The sequence below is a fragment of the Limisphaerales bacterium genome, assembly GCA_014382585.1.
GTDB lineage: Bacteria > Verrucomicrobiota > Verrucomicrobiia > Limisphaerales > UBA1100 > JACNJL01.
On the sequence record JACNJL010000064.1, the window covers coordinates 1 to 22,569 of the forward strand.

21 protein-coding genes are annotated in these 22,569 nt (G+C 56.7%); 14 read left to right on the plus strand and 7 right to left on the minus strand.

Going from position 1 to position 22,569, the window contains the following annotated elements; genetic code table 11:
• On the minus strand, window positions 1–174 hold a 174-nt coding region (locus tag H8E27_14805; GenBank protein ID MBC8326887.1), incomplete at its 3' end, for a hypothetical protein.
• A gap of 138 nt (window positions 175–312) precedes the next feature.
• Here H8E27_14805 and aroC point away from each other — a divergent pair.
• Window positions 313–1,395: a chorismate synthase gene (aroC, locus tag H8E27_14810; protein MBC8326888.1), complete on the plus strand. Its 1,083-nt coding sequence runs from the start codon at window positions 313–315 to the stop codon at window positions 1,393–1,395.
• Window positions 1,396–1,421: 26 nt separating this feature from the next.
• Here aroC and H8E27_14815 read toward each other — a convergent pair whose 3' ends face one another.
• Both H8E27_14815 and H8E27_14820 read right to left on the minus strand, forming a co-directional pair.
• Window positions 1,422–2,603, minus strand: a complete 1,182-nt coding sequence (locus H8E27_14815; GenBank protein MBC8326889.1) for a prepilin peptidase — start codon at window positions 2,601–2,603, stop codon at window positions 1,422–1,424.
• Entirely contained in the window at window positions 2,596–3,423 is an 828-nt protein-coding gene (locus tag H8E27_14820; GenBank protein ID MBC8326890.1) for a shikimate dehydrogenase, read from the minus strand. Before H8E27_14820 ends, H8E27_14815 begins: the two co-directional genes overlap by 8 nt.
• Window positions 3,424–3,613: 190 nt before the next feature.
• On the opposite strand from H8E27_14820, the gene acs reads away from it, so the two are divergent.
• The 12 genes from acs (at window position 3,614) to H8E27_14880 (ending at window position 17,133) form a co-directional block, all read left to right on the plus strand.
• Complete coding sequence (gene acs, locus H8E27_14825) at window positions 3,614–5,554, plus strand: acetate--CoA ligase (protein MBC8326891.1); 1,941 nt, start codon at window positions 3,614–3,616, stop codon at window positions 5,552–5,554.
• A 103-nt stretch (window positions 5,555–5,657) separates the two neighbouring features.
• Window positions 5,658–6,932, plus strand: a complete 1,275-nt coding sequence (locus tag H8E27_14830; protein ID MBC8326892.1) for an ABC transporter permease — start codon at window positions 5,658–5,660, stop codon at window positions 6,930–6,932.
• Window positions 6,889–7,602 carry an ABC transporter ATP-binding protein gene (locus H8E27_14835; protein MBC8326893.1) on the plus strand — a complete coding sequence of 238 codons (714 nt, stop codon included), beginning with the start codon at window positions 6,889–6,891 and terminating at the stop codon, window positions 7,600–7,602. The genes H8E27_14830 and H8E27_14835 overlap by 44 nt, the downstream gene beginning before the upstream one ends.
• A gap of 43 nt (window positions 7,603–7,645) precedes the next feature.
• Complete coding sequence (gene ilvE / locus H8E27_14840) at window positions 7,646–8,515, plus strand: branched-chain-amino-acid transaminase (GenBank protein ID MBC8326894.1); 870 nt, start codon at window positions 7,646–7,648, stop codon at window positions 8,513–8,515.
• A 12-nt stretch (window positions 8,516–8,527) separates the two neighbouring features.
• A complete protein-coding gene (locus tag H8E27_14845; protein ID MBC8326895.1) occupies window positions 8,528–9,091 on the plus strand; it encodes a UvrB/UvrC motif-containing protein in 564 nt (187 codons plus the stop codon).
• Window positions 9,091–10,164 carry a protein arginine kinase gene (locus tag H8E27_14850; GenBank protein ID MBC8326896.1) on the plus strand — a complete coding sequence of 358 codons (1,074 nt, stop codon included), beginning with the start codon at window positions 9,091–9,093 and terminating at the stop codon, window positions 10,162–10,164. The genes H8E27_14845 and H8E27_14850 overlap by 1 nt, the downstream gene beginning before the upstream one ends.
• A gap of 129 nt (window positions 10,165–10,293) precedes the next feature.
• A complete protein-coding gene (locus H8E27_14855; GenBank protein MBC8326897.1) occupies window positions 10,294–12,792 on the plus strand; it encodes an ATP-dependent Clp protease ATP-binding subunit in 2,499 nt (832 codons plus the stop codon).
• 90 nt (window positions 12,793–12,882) lie between these two features.
• Window positions 12,883–13,614 (plus strand): ABC transporter permease, encoded by a 732-nt coding sequence (locus H8E27_14860; GenBank protein ID MBC8326898.1) that lies wholly within the window; start codon window positions 12,883–12,885, stop codon window positions 13,612–13,614.
• A 9-nt stretch (window positions 13,615–13,623) separates the two neighbouring features.
• Complete coding sequence (locus tag H8E27_14865) at window positions 13,624–14,373, plus strand: ATP-binding cassette domain-containing protein (GenBank protein MBC8326899.1); 750 nt, start codon at window positions 13,624–13,626, stop codon at window positions 14,371–14,373.
• Window positions 14,370–15,542, plus strand: a complete 1,173-nt coding sequence (locus H8E27_14870) for an MCE family protein (protein ID MBC8326900.1) — start codon at window positions 14,370–14,372, stop codon at window positions 15,540–15,542. Before H8E27_14865 ends, H8E27_14870 begins: the two co-directional genes overlap by 4 nt.
• A gap of 3 nt (window positions 15,543–15,545) precedes the next feature.
• Window positions 15,546–15,770, plus strand: a complete 225-nt coding sequence (locus H8E27_14875) for a DUF2007 domain-containing protein (protein MBC8326901.1) — start codon at window positions 15,546–15,548, stop codon at window positions 15,768–15,770.
• Window positions 15,760–17,133, plus strand: coding sequence for an FAD-binding oxidoreductase (locus H8E27_14880; GenBank protein MBC8326902.1), 1,374 nt, complete (start codon window positions 15,760–15,762; stop codon window positions 17,131–17,133). The genes H8E27_14875 and H8E27_14880 overlap by 11 nt, the downstream gene beginning before the upstream one ends.
• Window positions 17,134–17,191: 58 nt before the next feature.
• On the opposite strand, the gene H8E27_14885 is transcribed toward H8E27_14880, so the two are convergent.
• Both H8E27_14885 and rsmI read right to left on the minus strand, forming a co-directional pair.
• A complete protein-coding gene (locus H8E27_14885; protein ID MBC8326903.1) occupies window positions 17,192–17,434 on the minus strand; it encodes an RNA-binding protein in 243 nt (80 codons plus the stop codon).
• Window positions 17,435–17,481: 47 nt separating this feature from the next.
• Window positions 17,482–18,174, minus strand: a complete 693-nt coding sequence (gene rsmI / locus H8E27_14890; GenBank protein MBC8326904.1) for a 16S rRNA (cytidine(1402)-2'-O)-methyltransferase — start codon at window positions 18,172–18,174, stop codon at window positions 17,482–17,484.
• Window positions 18,175–18,602: 428 nt separating this feature from the next.
• Here rsmI and H8E27_14895 point away from each other — a divergent pair, with 428 nt between their 5' ends.
• The gene (locus H8E27_14895; GenBank protein MBC8326905.1) at window positions 18,603–19,571 is read left to right on the plus strand and encodes a formylglycine-generating enzyme family protein; all 969 of its coding nucleotides are present in this window, start codon (window positions 18,603–18,605) and stop codon (window positions 19,569–19,571) included.
• A 54-nt stretch (window positions 19,572–19,625) separates the two neighbouring features.
• On the opposite strand, the gene H8E27_14900 is transcribed toward H8E27_14895, so the two are convergent.
• Together H8E27_14900 and larA are read right to left on the minus strand one after the other, a co-directional pair.
• A complete protein-coding gene (locus H8E27_14900) occupies window positions 19,626–21,158 on the minus strand; it encodes an arylsulfatase (protein ID MBC8326906.1) in 1,533 nt (510 codons plus the stop codon).
• Between the two features lie 99 nt (window positions 21,159–21,257).
• On the minus strand, window positions 21,258–22,523 hold the full coding sequence (larA, locus tag H8E27_14905; GenBank protein MBC8326907.1) for a nickel-dependent lactate racemase: 1,266 nt from the start codon (window positions 22,521–22,523) through the stop codon (window positions 21,258–21,260).
• Window positions 22,524–22,569: the final 46 nt, after the last annotated feature.

A 22,569-nucleotide genomic window follows, 5' to 3' on the forward strand; every position in this document is an offset into this window, starting at 1 on the left:
GAGATTTTGCAGCGGCGTATCACTTAGCCGCCGAATAGCCTCATAATCGCCCTTCCGAGCCATGGCCATTAATTCTTTGCGGGATTTGCTGTTGTAATAATCCGTAGACGAAGCGAACGGATCCGTGGGATCAAACGTCTCACACGCCATCAACGCCAACGCGCCGATTGCCATGAAACCTATTTTGAAATGCCCCCTCATCACCGTTTTGATCGTGCTGTTTTCATTGCTCAACTCAAGCGAAAATCATTCACATTTCAGCGCGTTCTGCGCCGGATTGATTTTGCGACTGCTTTGTGCCATCCTCCGCGCATGGGGAATTCTTTTGGCGAACTCTTCCGCATCACCACCTGGGGCGAAAGCCACGGCGGCGGCGTGGGCGTGGTGATCGACGGCTGCCCGCCGCGGCTGGCATTGACCGAAAAAGATCTCCAACCCGACCTCGCTCGGCGTCGGCCCGGCCAATCCCGCATCACCACGCAACGGCAGGAAACGGATGCCGTCCGCATTTTGTCCGGCACATTCGAGGGGAAGACGCTCGGAACCCCCATTTCGTTACTGGTGGAAAATACCGATCAACGCTCCGAGGCGTACACGGAGATGCAAACGAAATACCGCCCGAGCCACGCTGATTATACGTACGACGCCAAGTACGGCATCCGCGCTTGGCCCGGCGGCGGCCGCACCAGCGCCCGCGAAACTATCGGCCGTGTGGCCGCCGGTGCGATTGCCAAAAAGATTTTGAAAAAACAGTTCGGCGTTGAAGTGCTCGCGTGTGTTCAACAGGTGCAGAAAATTTCCGCCGAAATCAATCCAGATAAATTTACGCTCAGACAAGTCGAAGCCAACATCGTCCGTTGCCCGCACAAGGCGACTGCGGAGAAAATGATTCGTCTCATCGATCGCACCCGCAAAGCGGGCGACAGCGTGGGTGGCGTGCTCCTTGGCGTGGCGCGCGGCGTGCCCGTCGGTTGGGGGGAACCGGTCTTTGACCGGCTCGAGGCCGATCTTGCCAAGGCGATGCTCAGCCTGCCCGCCAGTAAAGGCTTTGAGATTGGCTCCGGCTTTGGCGGCATCGCGATGAAAGGCAGCGAGCACAACGACCCCTTTCGAATGCGCGCGGGCAAAGTGCGCACTACCGCCAATCGTTCCGGAGGCGTGCAGGGCGGCATCAGCAATGGCGAAACCATTTACTTCCGCACCGTCTTCAAACCCACCGCCACCATTTTGCAAAGCCAAGACACCGTGAGCACGGATGGCAAAAACGTAAAACTCAAAGCCCGCGGTCGGCACGATCCATGCGTTCTCCCCCGCGCCGTGCCGATGGTGGAAGCGATGACGGCGTTGGTGTTAGTCGATCACGCCCTGCGCCATCGCGCGCAGAATGGGAATTGATTTTTAGACACGGCGGTGACTGTTTTCTAAACCGGCCCCAAGCTTTTCCACCACCATTGCCATAGCGCGTAGCCGCCGAAGATCCAGCCGACTGCGGCGAGAGCAATGTATGGGCCGTAGGGGATGATGTTCGCCTTGTCGCGGCGCAGGAGCATCATCAGCGAACCCACCACGGCGCCCACCATCGCGCTGGCCATTAGGCCGAAGAGGGTGGCTTGCCAGCCGAGGAACGCGCCGATGGCGGCCATAAATTTCACATCGCCAAAGCCCATCGCCTCGCGCGGAATGGTGACTTCGCTGGTCAACACTTCGAGATGCGGCACATCGGCGGCAGGAAAGTCCATTTCGCCAATGGTCAGTGTTTCCGCGTTCAGTGCCACGGCTTTGTCCCAGTAACAGACGTCCACCAATTCCACGTGCTCAGCGTGCAGCGTCACCGTGTCGCCTTTGCGGTAAAACACATCCTCGAATGGAATCAATGTATCCTCCTCGCCCGGTTCGCCGCCGAGGCACATATAATCCGTGCAAAAAGAAACCGTCACCGGCACGTCGCTGTTGTACGTTTGTTTGCCGAACATCGCTTTGCCCAGCCGCACCACGGCGTACACTACCGCACTGCCCACCGCCATCCCCAACACGCTGAACCATAGCGCCTGCGCGTGGCTCACCGTTTGGCCGAGAAAGACCCCGTGCAATTGCGGCAGCGCGACGGAAAAAACCACCCCCATTACCATGCCGCCTTTGGTGAGTTCATCCGGAATTATGAAGTGCTCGAAATCAATAAAGGTGGACGCGATCAATCCCGCCAACAACGTAACCAACGCCATTGAAACTCCCGCTGCAATCAGTGGATCTTTGATGGGCGCCTCGTAGCCTTGCGTAAATTGAAAATAGACCAACAACCACGCGCCCAGAAAAGCCGCGCCGGTGAGGAACTCCACCAACACATAGCGCGCGGGAATGCGCGCTTCGCAACCGGCGCATTTGCCGCGTTGCCACAGCCACGTGATGAGCGGCACATTTTGATACCAAGGAATCGAGTAGCCGCACTGCGGGCAATGCGAGGGCGGGTGCAGAATGCTCATCTCGCGCGGCAGGCGATGGATGACAACGTTCAAAAAACTGCCCACAATGCAGCCGAGCACAAAAAACACCATCGAGAAGAGCGTCAATTCGCTGCCAAAAAACTGAATCAATTGGTCAGCCATTGACAGCCCCCTCCAACGCGGCGCGCATTATTTTTAGCGGCGCGGCTTGGCCGCTCCAAATTTCCAGCGCTTTCGCGCCCTGATGCAGCAGCATCCCGAGGCCGTTGGCCGTTTGGCAACCGGCGGCGCGCGCGGCGGCCAGCAGCGGCGTCTCGGCCGGTTGATAAATCATATCGTACACCGCGCGCGTTTTATCCAATGAAAACAGATCGGTGTCCAGCGGCAGCGCGTCGCCCGCCGCGAGCCCAAGCGAAGTGCAGTTGAGCACGAGATCCACCTTGCCGCCGGGGTAACCCACCGAAACGGCTACTGCGGGAAAGCGCGTGCGAATTTCGTGGGCAATCGCTTCGGCCTTGCTTTCGGTGCGGTTGACGATGTGCAGTTGCCGTACACCGGTGGCCGCGATTTTCATTGCTGCCACGCGACCGGCACCGCCCGCGCCGAGCAACAGCACATTTTCCCCGCGCACTTCCATCCCCAAATCTTCACGCAAACTTTGGGTGATGCCGTCTGCATCCGTATTAAATCCGTGGCTGCGCAATTGGTGCGGCGCGGTTTCGAAATCGCGTAACGCACGCCAATCGCCGTTGACATCCTGTCCTTCAAAGAGAATCGTGTTGACCGCGCCCCATTCGCTTGCGCTTTCGTCGAGCACATCCACCATATCGAGCGCCAGCAATTTATGCGGCACGGTGAGGTTGATGCCGATGTAATGCATCGCCTGCGCGCCGGCGATCGCTTCGCGCAATTGTTCCGGCCGCACCTCGGCAGCGGCGTAACGCCAGTCGAGCCCGAGTTCCGCGATGCCCGCATTTTGCATCGCCGGCGAAGCCGAATGCCCCACGGGAAACCCATACACCGCGCAAAGACGCGTGCGGGCGGAAACAGGATGTGCGTGGCCGGACACGCGCGCAATGTACCGAGGCTATGTGCCGAGGTCGAGATTGGAGTGGCTTGACGGCGGGGCGTTGCTTTCCCATGATGCGCGCCCGAAATGATTTGTTTTTATAATGAGCGATAAAATTTTCCCTCCCACTGCCTCAGCCTCCGAAGGCGCACACGTCGCCTCCCTTGAACAGTACCGCGAACTGTACGACCGCTCCATCAACGACCCCGAGGGGTTTTGGGCCGAGCACGCCGATCGTCTGCATTGGGCCGATAAATGGGAAACACTGCGCGAATGGGATTACCATAAAGCAGAGCTAAAGTGGTTCCTCGGTGGCAAGTTAAACGCCTGTTACAACTGCGTGGATCGCCACGTGGACGACGGCCACGGCGATGATACGGCGCTGATTTGGGAGGGCAATGACCCCACCGAAAGCCGCACGTTCACCTACAGCCAACTGCAGGCGGAAGTGCAACGGGCGGCGAACGCACTGAAAAATCTCGGTATCGCGAAGGGCGATCGCGTTTGCATTTATATGCAGATGATTCCGGAACTCACCATTGCGATGCTCGCGTGCGCGCGGATTGGCGCGGTGCATTCGATTGTGTTTGGCGCGTTCAGCGCGGACAGCCTCGTCACCCGCATCAACGATTCCAAATGCAAAGCCATCCTCACGCAAGACACCGGCGTGCGCGGCACGAAGCTGGACATCGCAATGAAAGCCAACGCCGATGCGGCGGTTGAAACCACACCGTCCATTGAGAAAATTATGGTTGTGCAACGCACCGGCACCGAAGTGGCGATGGCCGAAGGTCGCGATGTGTGGTGGCACGAGGCGCTGGCCGCAGCGGATGCGGAATGCCCCGCCGAGCCGATGGACGCGGAGGATCCGCTGTTCATTTTGTACACCTCCGGCAGCACCGGCAAACCGAAGGGCGTGCTGCACACCACCGGCGGTTACCTCGTTTATGCCGCCACGACGCATCATTATGTTTTCGATTATCATCCGGGTGATGTCTATTGGTGCACGGCGGATATCGGCTGGGTGACGGGGCATTCGTATATCGTGTACGGCCCGATGGCCAATCGCGCGATCACGATGATGTTCGAGGGCGTGCCAAATTATCCCGACCACGGCCGCTTCTGGGAAATCGTGGCGAAGCACAAGGTCAACATTTTTTACACCGCGCCCACCGCACTGCGCGCGTTGATGAAAGAAGGCGACAGTTGGCCGAGCCAACACGATCTTTCCAGTCTGCGTTTGCTCGGCACCGTGGGCGAGCCAATCAAAGAACCGGAATGGAATTGGTACAACACCGTCATCGGCAAAGAACAATGCCCCATCGTGGACACGTGGTGGCAAACGGAGACCGGCGGCATTTTGATTTCGCCGCTGCCGGGCGCCACGCCCACCAAACCGGGCAGTGCGACGCTGCCGTTCTTCGGCGTGAAACCGGCCCTCGTCGATGACACGGGCGAGATCATCGAGGGCAACGGCGTCTCGGGAAATCTCTGCATCCTCGAGCCGTGGCCCGGCCAAATGCGCACGGTGTACGGCGATCAACAGCGGTTTTTCGACACCTACTTCGCGCGGTTCCCCGGCAAATATTTCAGCGGCGACGGCTGCAAACGCGATGCGGACGGCTACTATTGGATCACCGGACGCGTGGACGACGTCATCATCGTGAGCGGCCACAACCTCGGCACCGCGGAAATCGAGGGCGCCATCGGCGGCCACCCCGCCGTGGCCGAGGCGGCAGTGGTTGGCTACGAACACGACATCAAAGGCAATGCCATTTACGCGTACGTTACTCTGAAAACCGGCGAGGAAATCACCGACACGATGCGTGCTGAGATTGTGAAACAAGTCCGCGCCGACATCGGCCCGCACGCTTCGCCTGAGAAAATCCAATTCACCGGCGGCCTCCCCAAAACCCGCAGCGGAAAAATCATGCGCCGCATCCTCCGCAAAATCGCCGAAGGCGACACCGACAACCTCGGCGACATCAGCACCTTGGCCGATCCAGCTGTGGTGGAATCATTGGTGGCGGGGCGCGTGGAATAATTTTTGAACCGCCAAGCTTGGCGATTCAATCCATTCCTCTCATTCATACCGTGTGAATGTCTAATCCTTGCACCGCCTTTGCCCGCGCCCTAACTTCGCGGCGATGAAATGGCTGCCCTTTGAGTTTGCGTTGGCGCTGCGGTATTTGCGGCCCAAACGCACCTCGGTTTCGTTCATCACACTCATCTCGGTGGTGGGGGTGATGTTGGGCGTGGCGGTGCTCATTATCGTTACTTCGGTTTTTTCTGGCTTCCATTTGCAACTGAAAAAATCCTTTTTCCAATTCTCAGCCGATCTCACCGTGCGTTCGATGGAAGGGCCGATTGTGGAATACGAGGCGCTCTCCGATCGCATTGGAAAAATTCCGGGCGTCACCGGCGTCTCCCCAATCATCGGCGGCAAGGTGATGATGGAGACCGATCCGGAAATCGGCGCGCCGGCATTCGATGCGCCGGTGTTGCTGGGCGTGGATCCTGAGCGAATGAAAACCGTGAGCCAAGTGCCGGATAGTTTGGAGGCGGGCGAATTCAATCTGCGCGGAAATCGATTGGTGATTGGCTATAACTTTGCGCGGATGGATGGCGAATTCCGATTGGGCGTGGGCGATCGGGTGCTGATCCATTCGCCCAAGATGATTCAGGAAATGCGTAAGGCCCAAAAAGCTGGCGAAGAACTGGGCATTTTTCCAGAAGAATACATCGTGGCCGGCGTGTTCGATGCCGGCCAAAAGGATCTCAACGATTTTATCTTTTGCAGCCTCTATAACGCACAGGATTTATATGGCCTTGAGGAAGGCGCAAGCGCGTTATGGGTGGAAACCACAGACCCGCTGGAGCTCGGCCCGCAGCAGGCGGCGTTGGGGGAATTGCTTGGGGAGGGCTATCGCATCGGCACTTGGGAAGATCTCAATCCGGTGTTGCTCGCGCAGGTGCAGGTGGAGAAAATGATCAACCAATTCCTGATGTTTTTTATCGTGGTAGTGGCGGCATTTGGCATTGCGAGTTCGTTGATTATTTTCGGTGTACAAAAAACCAAAGAGATCGGTTTGCTCAAAGCGCTCGGCGCGAGCAACGGGCAGGTGAGTTTTGTGTTTCTCATTCAAAGTGCCGTGGTGGGATTGCTCGGCACGGGGATGGGCATCGCGATGGGATTGTTGGTGCTCAAATACCGCAACCAGTTTTTGGGATTCCTGCGCGGGCACGATGTGGAGTTGTTTCCGGAAAAACTTTATGGTTTTCGCGAACTCCCCGCCCAAGTGGTGCCGGGCGATCTCGTGGTTATTTGCGGCGTATCGATTTTAATTTGTTTACTGGCCGGATTATTGCCGGCTTGGAATGCGGCCCGTTTGCGGCCGGTGGAGGCTTTGCGCAGTGAGTGACGCCGTCTTGAAAGCAAGTGGCGTGGGAAAAACCTACCGAATGGCAGGCCAACCCTTGACGGTGCTCAGTGGCGTTGATCTCGCGTTGGAACGCGGTGAGTTTGTGGCGCTGCAAGGGGCTAGTGGTTCAGGCAAAAGCACGCTGTTGCAATTGCTCGGCGGATTGGACGCGCCTTCGCAAGGGGAAATTATTTTTGATGGCAGACCATTGCGGCTGCACACCGCGCAGGATGCGGCGGCATTTCGCGGGCGGCACATTGGCTTTGTGTTTCAGGCGTATCATTTGTTGCCGGATTTGGACGCGCTGGAAAACGTGTGCCTGCCTGCGCAGGTGCAGCGCGCGCCGCAGGCAAAGGCCGAGGCTCGCGCGCGGGAATTGCTCGCGGCAGTGGGGCTGTCGGATCGGATGACGCATTTGCCCACGGAACTTTCTGGCGGCGAACAGCAGCGCGTGGCCATCGCGCGGGCGTTGATGAATGAACCGGAAATTATTTTGGCCGATGAACCCACCGGCAATCTCGACACCGGCACCGAAGCGGAAATCATCGAGCTGCTCGCTCAGCTGCATCGCGAGCGCAATCTTACGCTTTTGGTGGCTACGCACGATGACGTGGTCGCCGCCGCTGCCGAGCGCATTGTTCGGCTGAAGGATGGAAGGATTGCTGACTGAAGGATTGCCCCGCCGCGCGCGTTGCGGCACTCTCCGCCGACCGATGAAGGTTTATATAAACGGAAAATTTGTTGATGAAGCGAAGGCGACGGTGTCGGTCTTTGACCACGGTCTGCTGTACGGCGATGGAATATTCGAGGGCATTCGCGCGTACAACGGGCGCGTGTTTCGGTTGGAGGAACACATCGACCGTCTATTTTATTCCGCCAAAGCGATTTTGATGAAGCTGCCGATGAGCCACAAGGCGCTGTGCGCGGCGGTGGTGGAAACGTGCCGCCGCAACAAAATCCGCGATGGCTACGTTCGGCTGGTCGTCACGCGCGGTGCGGGTACCCTGGGGCTGGATCCCAATCGCTGCAGCAATCCGCAGGTCATCATTATTGCCGCGAGCATTCAGCTTTATCCCAAGGCGTTTTATGATAAAGGGCTGGAAATTGTCACCGTGCCCACCACGCGCAACCACACCAACGCGGTGAACCCGGCCATTAAATCGCTGAATTACCTCAACAACATTCTCGCCAAAATCGAGGCCAGCAATGCCGGTTGTGTCGAAGCCATTATGCTTAACTCGCAGGGTTACGTGGCCGAATGCACGGGCGACAATATTTTTATGCTCAAGGACGGCAAAATGTTCACGCCCTCGCTGGCTTCCGGCGCGTTGCACGGCATTACCCGCAAAGTGGTGATGGAATTGGCCGAAGGATTGGACATCGAGATCACCCAACCCAACCTCACCCGCTACGATTTATACAACGCCGATGAATGCTTCATCACCGGCACCGCCGCCGAAGTGGTTCCCGTGGTAAAAATCGACGGTCGAAAAATCGGCTCCGGCCGCCCCGGCAAACACACCAGAGCCTTTATGCAAGCCTACCACGCATTGACCAATGCGTCGGGATCAGAAATTTTGTGATATATTAAGACAATGCAATGTTGCCAACCAGATTGTGAGAACGAGGCCACGGTTCATTTGACTGAGATTGTGGATGGTCAGATGAAGAAGATTGATCTCTGCGAGGAGTGCGCCAAGGAACAGGGGGTCACCGATCCGAAAGGGTTCGCGCTGGCGGATTTGTTGCTGGGCTTGGGCGCGGCTTCGGAGATGGAATCGGGCAGTGGGGAATTGGAATGTCCGGCGTGCGGGTTTGCGCAGGCGGATTTTAAAAAGAGCGGGCGGTTGGGTTGCTCCGATTGTTATGCGACGTTTGCGGAGCCTTTGGAGGGGATGCTCAAGCAAATGCACAAGGGCACGCAGCACGTGGGCAAGGTGCCCAAGGCGTTGCGGCAGGAAATGGATTTCACAAAACAACGGCAGCAATTGGAAAAGCAATTGAGCAAAGCCATCGAGACGGAGGACTACGAGCAGGCGGCGCAGGTGCGGGATCAGTTGCGGGGATTGGATGTGCCGCCGGAGGATCCGGTGGAACCGCTTGAGCCAAAGGCAAAAGGAGCGAAGAGCGCAAAGAGCACGAAGGGAGGAGAGGCTTAATGGAATTGCGGAAATTTTTGAGCAGCACCACCGAGTTGTCCAATTGCGAAGGGCCGCAGGATCACGTGGTGCTGTCGAGCCGCGTGCGTTTGGCGCGTAACGTGACGGGGCGGCCGTTTCCGGGACGCGCGAAGAAAGCGAGTCGGGTGGAGACGTGCGAATTTATTCAGCCGGCCATCGCGGCGGCTTCGGCGATGCGCGGTGGGTTTTCGGAATCGATGAAGCCATTGCAGGCGCTGGACAAGCAACTGCTCGTGGAGCGGCATCTTATTAGTCGCGAGCACGCGGCCAAGGGCGCGGGGAGCGGGTTGGTGCTCAGCAAGGACGAGACGTTGAGCGTGATGATCAATGAAGAGGATCATTTGAGGATGCAAGCGTTGTTGCCGGGGTTGCAGGTGAAACAGGTTTGGCAAAAGATGGATCGGTTTGACACCAGCTTGGAAAAGAAACTGGATTTCGCATTCGACTCGCAACTGGGTTATCTGACCGCGTGTCCCACCAATCTTGGAACAGGAATTCGCGTGAGCGCGATGTTGCATTTGCCGGGATTGGTGTTGACCGATCAAGTGAATCAAATTGTGCAGGCGGTCACCAAGCTGGGCCATGCGGTGCGCGGGTTGTACGGCGAAGGCACGGAGGCGCTGGGGCATTTGTTTCAGGTAAGCAACCAAATGACGCTGGGCGAAAGCGAGGCGGACATCATCGAGCGCATTCACAAAGTGGTGTTGCAAGTGATCGAGCACGAAGAAAACGCACGGCAAACTTTGCTGCGCACCAAGGCCAAGGAGTTGTATAATCACATCGGGCGCGCGTACGGCACGCTGGCGCACGCGCATATTGTGAGTAGCAAAGAGACGATGAACCAGTTGTCGTTGCTGCGGCTGGGCGTGAAGTTGGAACTGTTCCAAGGCCTCACCACGCCGTTGCTCGACGAACTGTTTTTACTCAGCCAACCGGCGCATATGCAGGAATTGGTGGGGGAAAAACTTTCCGGTGAAGAGCGTGACCTCCATCGCGCGGATCTATTGCGCAAACATTTAGGCAAAATAAAGGGCCTAAAACTGCCGGAATAATTCGTCAAATAGATTATGACACGCTGCGGCCCAAAAAAACGAGCCGTTTGGGCATAAGTTGGCATCTGGAATGCTCGACAAAACCGACGAAAACAGTCAAAATTTACCCAGAAAATGAGTGATGAAGGAATGAGCAATTTCACGCCACGCGCCCAACAGGTGCTGGCATTGGCGCGCAAAGAGGCGGATCGTTTCAACCACAACTTTGTGGGCACCGAGCATTTATTGCTGGGGCTCATCAAGCTCGGTCAGGGCGTGGCCGTTAACGTGCTGCAAAAAATGGGGCTGGATCTCGAGACCGTGCGATTGGAAGTCGAGAAACAAGTCGGCACCGGGCCGGACCAAAAACAGGTTGGCAACATTCCGTACACGCCGCGCGTGAAAAAAGTGCTCAACCTCGCCTCCAAGGAAGCCAAACAACTCCAGCACACGTACGTGGGTACGGAGCACATTTTGCTGGGACTCCTGCGCGAAGGCGAAGGCGTGGCCGCGCGCGTGCTTAAAAATCTCGATATCGACATCGAGCAAACGCGTCAGGAAATTTTGAAGGAACTCGATCCGAACTTCGCAATGGGCGAGGAAGAAATGGACGAGGAAGGCGAAACTGCCCCAACCAAGGGCGGTGGAAAAAAAGGCAACAAGACGCCAGCGCTGCGCGCCTTTGGCCGCGACCTCACAGAGATTGCCCGCAAAGGCGAGATGGACCCGGTGATTGGCCGCTCAGACGAAATCGAGCGCGTCATTCAAATTCTCTGCCGCCGCACGAAGAACAATCCGGTGTTGCTCGGCGAAGCGGGCGTGGGTAAAACCGCCATCGTCGAAGGCCTCGCACAGGAGGTGGTGAAGGGCAACGTGCCGGAACTGTTGCGTGATCGCCGCGTCGTGACGCTCGACCTCGCCTTGATGGTGGCCGGCACCAAGTACCGCGGGCAATTTGAGGAACGCATCAAAGCGGTGATGGACGAAATTCGCCGTGCGAAGAATGTGATTTTGTTCATCGACGAGCTGCACACCATCGTGGGTGCCGGTTCTGCTGAAGGCACCATGGATGCCAGCAACATCATCAAGCCCGCGTTGAGCCGCGGCGAATTGCAATGCGTGGGTGCCACCACGCTTACCGAGTATCGCAAGTACATCGAGAAAGATGCTGCGTTGGAACGCCGTTTCCAAAATGTAAAAGTGGAGGCGCCGTCCATCGAGGAAGCCATCGAAATTCTCAAGGGGTTGCGCATCAAATACGAGGAACATCACAAAGCGGAGATCACCGATGAAGCGGTGGAGGCGTCCGTCAAACTTTCCGATCGCTACATCACCTCCCGTTATTTGCCGGATAAAGCGATTGATGTGATGGACGAAGCCGGTTCGCGCGCGCGCATCCAGGCGATGACGCGGCCGCCGGAAATCAAGGAACTTGAGGCCGTCATTGATGAGATCAAAACCCGCAAGGAAACGGCCATTAAAGAGCAGGATTTTGAAGGCGCAGCTTCCATGCGCGACGAAGAAAAGCACGCCAAGGAAAACCTCGAAAACACGATGGCCGAATGGAAAGCCGCCAGCGAGGAAACCAAGGTGGTCATTTCCGATGAGGACATCATGCACGTCATTTCCAAGTGGACCGGCATCCCGCTGCAACGCATGGAGAAGGATGAAATCAAGAAGCTCCTCAGCATGGAAAAGGAGCTGGAGAAAGTGGTCATCGGTCAATCCGCCGCAGTCACTTCACTCAGCAAAGCCCTGCGCCGCTCGCGGGCGGACCTCAAGGATCCCGTGCGTCCAATCGGCGCCTTTGCCCTGATGGGTCCCACTGGCGTGGGCAAAACGCTTTTGGCAAAAACCATTGCCGAACAACTGTTTGGCGATTCCAAGGCGCTCATTCAAATTGATATGAGCGAGTACATGGAGAAATTTGCCAGCTCGCGCCTTATTGGTTCGCCTCCCGGCTACGTCGGTTTCGAGGAAGGCGGCCAGTTGACTGAGCAAGTGCGGCGTCGGCCGTACTCGGTGGTGCTTTTTGATGAGATTGAAAAGGCCCACCCGGACGTGATGAATATGCTGCTTCAGATTTTGGAAGAAGGCAAACTCACCGATAGCCAGGGCCGCACGGTTGATTTTCGGAATACCATTATTTTGCTTACGTCCAACGTGGGCTCCGAGAGCGCAAAGAAAAGCACGGCTATCGGTTTCAATAATTCGGGGAACGAAATCGATTACGAAAAAATGCGTGAGCTGATTATGGACGAAGCTAAAAAGGCATTCCGCCCGGAATTCTTAAATCGGTTGGATGATGTAATTGTGTTCCGCTCGTTGGTGAAAAAAGATCTCGGCAAAATCCTGGACCTCGAACTCCACAAAGTTACTGAACGCCTTAAGGAAAAAGAAATCGAACTCGTGCTCGACAAAAAGGCGCACGATTTGCTGGTTGAAAAAGGGTATGACCCCGAGTATGGCGCCCGGCCTATGCGGCGGGCGGTGGAGCGGTTCCTCGAGGATCCGCTGGCTGAGGAAATTTTGCGCGGAACTCTGGTTGAGGGCGACCCCATCAAAGTTTCCACCAAAAATGAAAAATTGACGTTTAAACAAAAAGCTTCCACTGAAACTGAAGAGAAAACGGTTTCTGCCGGCGACTAATCGAGCTGTGCCGTGGGGGCGGCAAAAACTAAAGGGGGAGAGGTGTCCACACACACCGCAGTAGGAGGAGTTTCCAGTTTCATTACCAGTATGGGGAGCATCGCATTGCTCGCCGTCGAGGTGTTTTGTTCTCTCTTGACCACCCGCCTTCACTGGGGCGAATTCATCAAGCAACTCCACTTTGTCGGTTGGAAATCCCAGGTCGTAGTTCTCACCACCGGGGCCTCTACCGGTATGGTATTTTGCGCACAAACTTTTTTCCAATTCCACAAAATGAAAATGGACAACGCCACCATGAGCGTTGTGGGCGTGGCCATGATCAGCGAGCTAGGTCCCGTTTTGGCAGGGCTTATGGTCGCCGGCCGGGTGGGCGCGGCAATCTCTGCCGAGCTGGGCACCATGCGTGTTTCTGAACAAATTGATGCTCTCCGCACGATGGCCACGCATCCGGTGGATTACCTTGTGGTGCCGCGTTTCCTTGCCACAGTCATCGCCATGCCGCTGCTTACGGTGCTCACCTGGGGGGTGGGGATCGCTGCGGCGTATGTGCTGAGCATCACAGTGCTTGGGCTTGAAGGTGCTTACGGGCTTAACCACCTTTACTTTTTCGTGGATGAACAGCACGTTTTGATGGGCTGTATCAAAGCCATTTTCTTTGGTGGCATTATCGCGCTGGTCGGCTGTTATCGCGGCCTCAACTGCGGGGAAGGCGCTGAGGGTGTGGGCCGCGCCACCAACGAGGCGGTTGTGCAATCCTGCATCGCCATCCTCGTCAGTAATTTTTTCCTCACTTTGCTTTTGCGTATGCTGTTGTATCCATAGAAACTTCCAATGATCGTAGTTCAAAACATGAGTAAAAGTTTTGGCGGCAACAATGTGTTGCGCGATATATCTTTCTCGGTGGCGGAAGGCGAGAGCCTCGCGATCATCGGCCGTAGTGGCACGGGCAAAAGCGTCTTGCTCAAACATCTGGTCGGACTACTGATGCCCGATGCCGGCACCGTGTGCATTAAGGGTGTGGAAATTAACAATATGCCCGAACGCGAATTGCTCGATGTGCGGCGGCAGTTCGGGATGTTGTTTCAAGGCGCGGCTTTGTTTGATTCCATGAATGTATTTGAAAATGTCGCGTTTCCACTGCGCCGCGCGGGCGGGGTGGACGAATCGGAAATTCAACAACGTGTTTCGGAAATGTTGCGTCTCGTGGAAATGCCCGGCGTGGAGGAGAAATTACTCTCGGAACTCTCGGGCGGGATGCGTAAACGCGTCGGCCTCGCGCGAGCCATCGTTCATCGGCCGGCAATTATTTTGTATGACGAACCCACCACGGGGCTGGATCCGGTGGTGTCCGACAGCATTGACCAGCTCATCTTGCGGGTGCGTGACCAATTCAACATCACGACCATTGTCATCACCCACGACATGCGCAGTGCCCGCCGTATTGGGCAGCGGATTATTTATCTGCGCGAAGGACAAGTTTATCTGGACGCCCCTGCGGATGAAGTATTCAATTCGGAGGATTTGCGGGTGAGCCGTTTTGTGAACGGTGAGGCGGATCTCAAGGAGGTGGAGTTATTATGAGCGCCAGCCGTTTGGAATTAAAAGTAGGGATGTTCGTCATCGTGATGCTCGGGATTGCTGCAGTGATGACGCTGCGTTTCAGTGAAACAGGCTTCGGCCTTACCAAAACGATCCCCCTCAAGCTACAATCCGCAAGCGCGGGCAACGTGATTGTTGATGCCCCTATTCAATTGAGTGGCGTTAAAATTGGTGTAGTTGGTAAAATCACCCTCAACAACGACGGGCGCGGGGTTGTCATTCATGCAGATATTTTTGAGGAATTTTGGCATGCTTTGGACAGCAATACGCAATTTAGAATTAAAGTCACCGGCCTGATGGGCGACGAATACATTGCGGTCGTTCCTGGGGCTGAGAAAGGCGAGGCACTCAAGCCCGGCATGAGTCGGGATTGCGAAGCGCCTTTTGACCTCATGAGCGTCGCGCGTGACGCACAGCATCTCATTCGCCGCGTGGATAACAGTATGCTTACGCTCGATTCCGCCATCAATCGCCTGGATCAAACCGTGCTTAGCACTGAAACGCTCACTAACCTCACCGCCGCGATTGCGGAGTTTCGAATGACCTCCGAAAGCATTCATACTTTTGCCAATAATCTCACCACCAACATTGCCCCCAACGTGGATCTCACCGTGCAGAAATTTCACGACGCCGTGTCGCGCGTGGACACGATGCTCGCCAATAACACCAATACCCTCCAGGTGAGCCTCAACAATTTTGCGCAATTTACAAAACGCCTTGATACTTCCGCCAGCCATTTGGAAACCCTCATCGCCACCAACGCCCCGATGGTGAGCAAAGTGTTCACCAACCTCACCGCCATTTCCGCCAGCCTCAAAATCAGCACGGAAAAATTACAGGCCACCATTTCCACCAATCAAACCAGCATCGACGTCATTGTCAAAGACGTCGCCGCCGTCACCGCCAATCTCAAAAACTTCACCCAAAACGCCGACCGCATCGTGGGCCAGCTGGAAGAGGGCAAAGGGCTCGCCGGCGGATTATTGAAAGACGACGCGTTGCGCACAGAATTTTCCAGACTGATGACCAACCTCAATAATGCCGCCGGAAATTTTTCTATCCTGGCCAGCAACCTCAATTCCCGCGGGTTGTTATACAAACCGCCGCCCACGAATAACCGCGCTCCACCCAAGAGTGGACGATCAAGGTGACGGATGGATCGCGTTACGGTGTTCACCTCGTTCAGCGGGCCCGAGGCGCAGTTGGTTTGCGCCCGGCTGCGCACCGCCGGTTTCCAAGCCACCGTCGAAGGTGAAGCGGCGGCGTTCAGTATGGAAGGGTACTCACTTGCTACCGGCGGCATTCGTGTGCAGGTTCCCGAAAACGAACGCGACGATGCGCGCGCGTTAATTAAATCGATTGAATCGGATGAACCTTAAATTCTGGCAACGCTTCCAAAGCAAACTCGTCCCCGGCGAACTGCGCCTCGACGAATCGGCACTCGCCGCGCATGCCGGCGATAAATGGTTTGCCACCGGCACACCCGAAGCCGTGGCTCTGCCGCGGAGTGCCAAAAGTGTCAGCGCCATTTTGCGCTTCGCTCATCGGCATGAAATTCCTGTGACCCCGCGCGGCGCGGGCTACGGTTACGTGGGCGGTTGCGTGCCGATGCGCGGCGGCATTGTGCTGAGCACCGCGCGAATGCGGCGCATTCGGGAAATTAACGAACACGATTTTGTAGCCGTCATTCAGCCGGGCGTCATCACCGCTGATTTGCAAAACAAGGCCGAGGCGAAAGGGCTGTATTATCCGCCCGACCCCGCCAGTCGCGCGGACTGCAGTCTCGGTGGCAACATTGCCACCAACGCCGGTGGGCCGCGCAGTCTGAAATACGGTGTCACGTCCGACTACGTCCTTGGTCTGCAATTCGCGCTGCCCGATGGCACGCTCGTGCGCGTGGGCGGGCGCGCGCACAAAAACAAAACCGGCTTTGACTTTTCGCATTTCTTCACCGGTACCGAAGGATTGCTCGGCATTGTCACCGAGGCCACGCTGAAACTGTTGCCGTTGCCACCCTTTCGCGCCGCGTTATCCGTTGGGCTCGGCTCGATGCGCGCCGCCACGCGCGGCATTGCGGCGGTCTTCAAGGCAGGGTATTTGCCCAGCGCGTTGGAGGTGGCCGATGAATTTACACTGCGCGCCGCCACAAAACGCACCGGCAGTGATCGCTTCAACGGCTGCCGCGCGCATCTTATTATTGAGCTGGATGGACAGGAAAAAAGCGTGCGCTCCGAGCTGCGCGATTTGAAAAAACTGATGGCCCCGCTCAAGCCGCGTTTTATTGACGCCGCGTTGGGCGCGGAAAAGGTCGAGGCCATTTGGCAACTGCGCCGAGAGTTTTCGTATTCACTGCGCGACACGGGTTTGGTGAAATTAAATGAAGACATCGTCGTCCCGCGCGGTAAATTGGAGGAACTCTTTGCCTTCGCCGCGCGTTTGCAGAAAAAACACGCGATGCCCATCGCCTGTTTTGGCCACGCCGGGGATGGGAACATTCACGTGAACGTGATGGTGGACGAATCAAAGCCCGGGCACGCCCGCCGACGCGATGCGGCGTTGGATGAGCTATTCCGGTGGGTGCTCAAACACGATGGCGTGATCACCGGCGAACACGGCATCGGCCTTGCCAAAAAACGATGGTGGCCATTGGCCGCCCCCGCCGAAGTGCGCCGCTTGCACCAAACTATAAAAGACGCCCTCGATCCAAAAGGCATTATGAATCCGGGGAAGTTTTTGAGTTAACACAGATATTCACGATGCACAGGATTGAATCCTAGATTTCCTAAATATCATTGTTCAATCAAGGCCGTGCGAGGCACACGCTGAGTTCGCGGCCTTCAAATTCCTGTCCATTGAGCGTTTCCACTGCGTTGGCTGCGGCGGTGTCATCGCCCATCGTGATGAAGCCGCAGCCTTGTGAGCGATCGGTTTCGCTTTGGCGGACGTGATGGACTTCGGCTACTTCGCCGGCGGTGGCGAAATGTTCGGCGAGTGCTTCGTCAGTAACTTTGAAGGGCAGGTTGCCCACGTACAAAATGGCCATAGCGGGAGGGAACCACGATGCGCCCGCGCGCGCAAGCTCAAGCCAACTTAAGTGGCACGTTGTACGAGCGCCACAAATTCCCCTTTGGGTTTGCGTTCGGTGTAATGGGCCAGCAATTCGGCGGGTGTGCCGCGCAGGAATTCTTCAAACTTTTTGGTCAACTCCCGTGCCAACACCACTTGGGATTCGGGCCAAAGGCCATCGAGTTCGCCCATAAATTTTACCACGCGATGGGGCGATTCATAAAAACAAAGCGTGCCGGGCACTTCCCCAAGCGCTTCCAATTGTCGCAAACGCGCGCCGCTTTTGTGCGGGAGGAAACCCACGAAATGAAACTCGGCTGTTGCCAATCCGCTCGCAGGAAGTGCCGTCGCCAACGCGCACGGGCCCGGCACGGGTTCCACGCGATATCCGGCGGCGAGCACGGCGCGCACGATGCGTTCACCCGGATCGCTGATGCCCGGCGTGCCGGCGTCGCTCACCATCGCGATGGTTTCGCCGCGTCCCAAACGCTCGAGCAATTCGCCGGAGCGTTTGGCTTCATTGAATTTATGGCAACTCAGCGTGGGCCGATCGATGTCGTGCGCGCGCATCAATTGCCGTGCACGGCGGGTATCTTCCGCGGCCACGATGGTGCACTCGCGCAAGGTGCGCAGCGCGCGCAGGGTGATGTCCTCGAGGTTGCCGATTGGCGTGGCCACGAGGTACAGAGTGCCGGGCTGGAGTGGCGCGGGAGGCATGGCGGAGGAAACCACGCCGCCCGCCTTGCGCGCAACCAGATTCGCATTGCATTTTTGCAGAGTGGGATTAGTCTTTCGCTCTCCCATGACGCCCCCGGATAACGCGCCTGAATCACTACCCACGTATCGTTGGCCGTATTTTTTGGGGGCCTTGGTGCTACTGGGCATTGTGATTGGGATTATGTGGACGCTTTGGAGTATCCGAATGACTACTGATCAACGGAAAGAACGGGAAGGGTTGGATGACTTCGGCCATCCTAAAGTACAAACCAATAAAGTGGCGCAGTAAATGGTGCCGTAGAGCAATGAAACTGATTTTATTTATTTCGCTGGCAATATCGATTGTCGGTTGCAAACCGGGCGAAGAGAGCGGCGGATCGGCTGCACCTGAAAATTCTTCCGGTAAGAAAAATTTTTCTACCACCGGCATGGTATGGATTCCATCGGGCACATTCAAAATGGGCTGGGCGGATGGGCCCACCGATGAGGCTCCGGTGCACCGGGTAAAACTCGATGGGTTTTGGATGGGTGTGCATGAGGTGACTAATGATGAGTTTGCTAAATTTGTCGCTGCCACAAAATATGTGACCCTCGCCGAGGAAGAGCCCACGGCGGAGAATCTTGGCATTACGCCGGAAGAATTTGCCAATATTCCCAAGGATAAAATTGTGGCTGGATCAATAGTGTTCACGCCGCCGGCGCAAGAAATTCCAGTAAATATGCTCAAACAGCACAACATGTGGAGCGTGTGGTGGCGTCATGTGGGAGGCACAAATTGGCGGCATCCCGAGGGGCCGGATTCTGATATTTCCGGGCGCGGCAATCATCCGGTCGTGCATGTCAGTTGGGATGATGCCCACGCTTATTGTGCGTGGCTTACCGATGCCAGCGGCGTGAAACATCGGCTGCCCTCTGAAGCGGAATGGGAATACGCTGCGCGCGGTGGGCTTGAGGGTAAAGAATATGTGTGGGGTGATGAACAGCAGCCCGACGGCAATCCTCACGCCAATATTTGGCAAGGCCGTTTTCCACGGGAAAACACAAAAGTGGATGGGTTTTATGGCACAGCCCCGGTGGGCACGTTTCCCGCTAATGGCTATGGCCTGCATGATGTGGCTGGGAATGTTTGGGAGTGGTGCGCGGATTGGTACGCGCCAACATATTACAGCCAGAGTCCGGTGAAAAATCCTGGCGGCCCGTTGCAGCAGGATAGTTTTGATCCTAATGACGGGCGTAATCGGATTCCGAAACGTATTCAGCGGGGTGGTTCGTTTTTGTGCACGGATCTTTATTGTGGCGCATTCCGTCCTTCACGGCGGATGAAAAACACGCCGGATTCCGGTTCTCAACATTCGGGGTTTCGCGTGGTGGCCGATGGGCCTGCGCCGACCCAATAAAAAACCGCCCGGCCTTTCAGCCAAACGGTGTGTGATATCGATCTTGCCAAGCAGCTAACGCTGGGCAGATTTTTCGGGTGCCGCACGGAGCGGCCAATAGGTTGATTTCACCCGGGCGACGGCCAAATGAGCTTCAATTTGTTTGATCACATCGGGGTGCTGCGCGGCTACGTTGCGCGTTTCACCTTTGTCGGTTTTTAGGTTGTACAGTTCCAGCGGTTTGCCTGGCGTAGTGCGCACGGCTTTCCAGTCGCCTTGACGGACGGCCTGTTGGGAGCCGGTTTCGTGAACTTCCCAGTATAGAAATTCGTGTTGTTGTTTTTGCGGCAACCCGATGAGCGTGGGCATCAGTGAAATGCCGTCGGTTTCGCGTGGTGCGGGCAGTTTGGCTACCTGGAGCAGGGTGGGGAGCATATCCCAAAAGGCAAAGGGCTGGTCGGTTACGGTGCCGGCTTTTACTTTGCCTTTCCATTTTACAATCATCGGGACGCGGATGCCGCCTTCGTAAAGGCTGCGCTTGATGCCTCGGAAGGGGCCGGCGCCGCGGAAGAATTTCGGGTCGTTTCCGCCTTCCATGTGCGGGCCGTTGTCGCTGGTGAACAGGACGAGGGTATCTTCTTCGATATCATATTCGCGCAGCTTGGCGAGGATTTGACCGATCGCCTGGTCCATTCGGGTGATCATCGCGGCTTTGTTGCGTTCCGGCCGTGGCCAGCGTTCGCCGGCGTAGGGGAACGCATTGTTGGGCACTTCCATTCCGTTCCGGGTTTTTTGCGCGAGCGCATTATTCGCGTGTGGCGCGGTGTAAGAAACGTACATGAAAAAGGGTTTGTATTTGCTTTCCGGAGCGGGCTTGTAAATGCGGATGGCGTTCAATGCCATTTTGGTGATGATGTCGGTGCTGTATTTAATGCGGCGCCCGCCCGCGTTTGCGTGGATGGGGACATCGCCGTTGAATTGGTTGATGCCGCCGATACCCGGTGCGTATCGCCAGAGGAAGGTTGGGTAATAATTGTTGGCGTGTAGTTGGTCGGAGAAGCCCGCCCAGTGGCGGAAGCCTTTGCGGAAAGGTTCGCCGGTGGTGCCTTTTTCGCCGAGGTTCCATTTGCCGAGCGCGATAGTCTCGTAGTTGGCGGCCATCAGGATTTGCGGGATGGTGATGTCGATGGCGCGCAGGGGGACGCGGCGATTGCCCCGGATGTATGCGTGGCCGGTGTGTTTGCCGGTGAAGAGCGAGCCGCGCGAGGCGTCGCCAATGGAGCTGCCGGCGTAGGCTTGGGTGAAGCGCATGCCCTCTGCCGCCATCCGGTCGAGGTAAGGCGTTTTGATCACCGGTTGGCCGTAGCTGCCGAGTTCACCCCAGCCGAGGTCATCGGCCATGATCAAAATAATATTGGGCGAGCTGGGCCCTTTGCGTTTTTGCGACTGCACGCCGAGGGGTATTTTGGGTGCGTTGGGTTTGGGCGTGCCCAGTGTGGGGCGTGGCACAGGAATGCGCACGGGCTGCGGTGTGGGTTGAGCCCAAACGGGCGCAGTTACGGCAAACAAGCAAGCAAACGCAATGCTGTTGCGAATCAATTTCTCCATATTTTTTTTCCCTCCTCGAGTTGCTGGAATCAGCAATTAGGAAAAGTGTAAATAAATCAGGCCGTTTGTGAATAATTATTTATTCACAATGGTCGTCACTCATTCCGCCAAATATGGAATTGTCAACGGCCCTTGTGGCAGCACGGCCACGCGGGCTTCGGGCCCGTGGCGTTCGAGTTCTGAAGCGACCATTGCGCTGATGTCTTCGCAGGGTGTGAGGTGAGCGGCGCGCAGCGTTTCGGCGGAGAGCGAACTATGCACGCGCACATCGGCGTTGCGCTGGATAAGCGCTTGAATTTGCGCCTGCCATTGTTCGGGTTTTGTAAAACCCGGCGTGGCTAACAAGCTCAACACTTCTTCGGGACTGCGCGCGGTGCGCAGGAGTTGATCCATTGGGCTGTGCTCGGGCACGCCTTCTCGGCATTCGCAGGTGAGAATGAGCGTGCCGCCGTCTTTCAAAATGCGCGCTCCGGCACTCATGCCTTTCACGCCCTGATACAAATTCAGATCCAACGGATAACCGCTGTTGGTGGTCACCACCACGTCGAAAGGTTTTTCCACCGGTTGCATCGCGGTGCGCCCCACAAATTCGCAGCCTCTTTTGTGCGCCTCGATGAGGTTGCCGGCAAAGATGTTAGTGATTTGGCGCTGCTCGTTGAGCGTGACGTTTAGTAAAAAATTCGGGCCGGTGCGTTGGGCGATGGCGAGCATTTCTTCCCAAATCGGGTTGCCATACGTGACGCCAAACGTGCTTTTAGGATTGCTGATGTGGCTTGCGCCGTGATTGCTCATCACCGTTTCCAATGCCGCCACGCCGGGCATGATGCCCTTGGGGCCGCCGCTGTAGCCGGCGAAAAAGTGTGGTTCAATGAAGCCCGTGACGATGCGCAGATCCGCCTCCACCGCGTGCCGATGGATGAGCGCGGGCGTGCCATCGTGGGTGGTGCCCAGCGCGATGTGGGCATCGGGGTTGTTCGGCTCGGCGTTGACCACGCGGTAATGATTGACCACTTCGCGCGTAAGCATTTGCTCCATCTCCGCACGCGAATTGGGTCGGTGCGTGCCCAGTTGATTGAGTAACAAAATGTTTTCGCGCGGCACGTGGGCCAAGTGTTCCAGCAACCACGGGATGATGCGTTCGTTGGGCGTGGCGCGGGTGAGGTCGGTGAAGAGAATACAGATTTTGGTGTCGGCTTTGATTAACTGCTTGAGCGGGCGCTCGCCGATGGGGTTTTCCAGCGCGGCCAACAGCGAGGCGCGTTCATCAGGCAACCCTTCGCGCGGGGTGGGGGCGATGACCGTCGTGCGGTCGTCCGGGCATTCAATGGGCAATTGCCCTTCGCCGTATGCGAGTTGGATTTCCATCCGCACGCAGTATGCCGTCGGCGCCGCACGGGGCCAAGGCAAATGC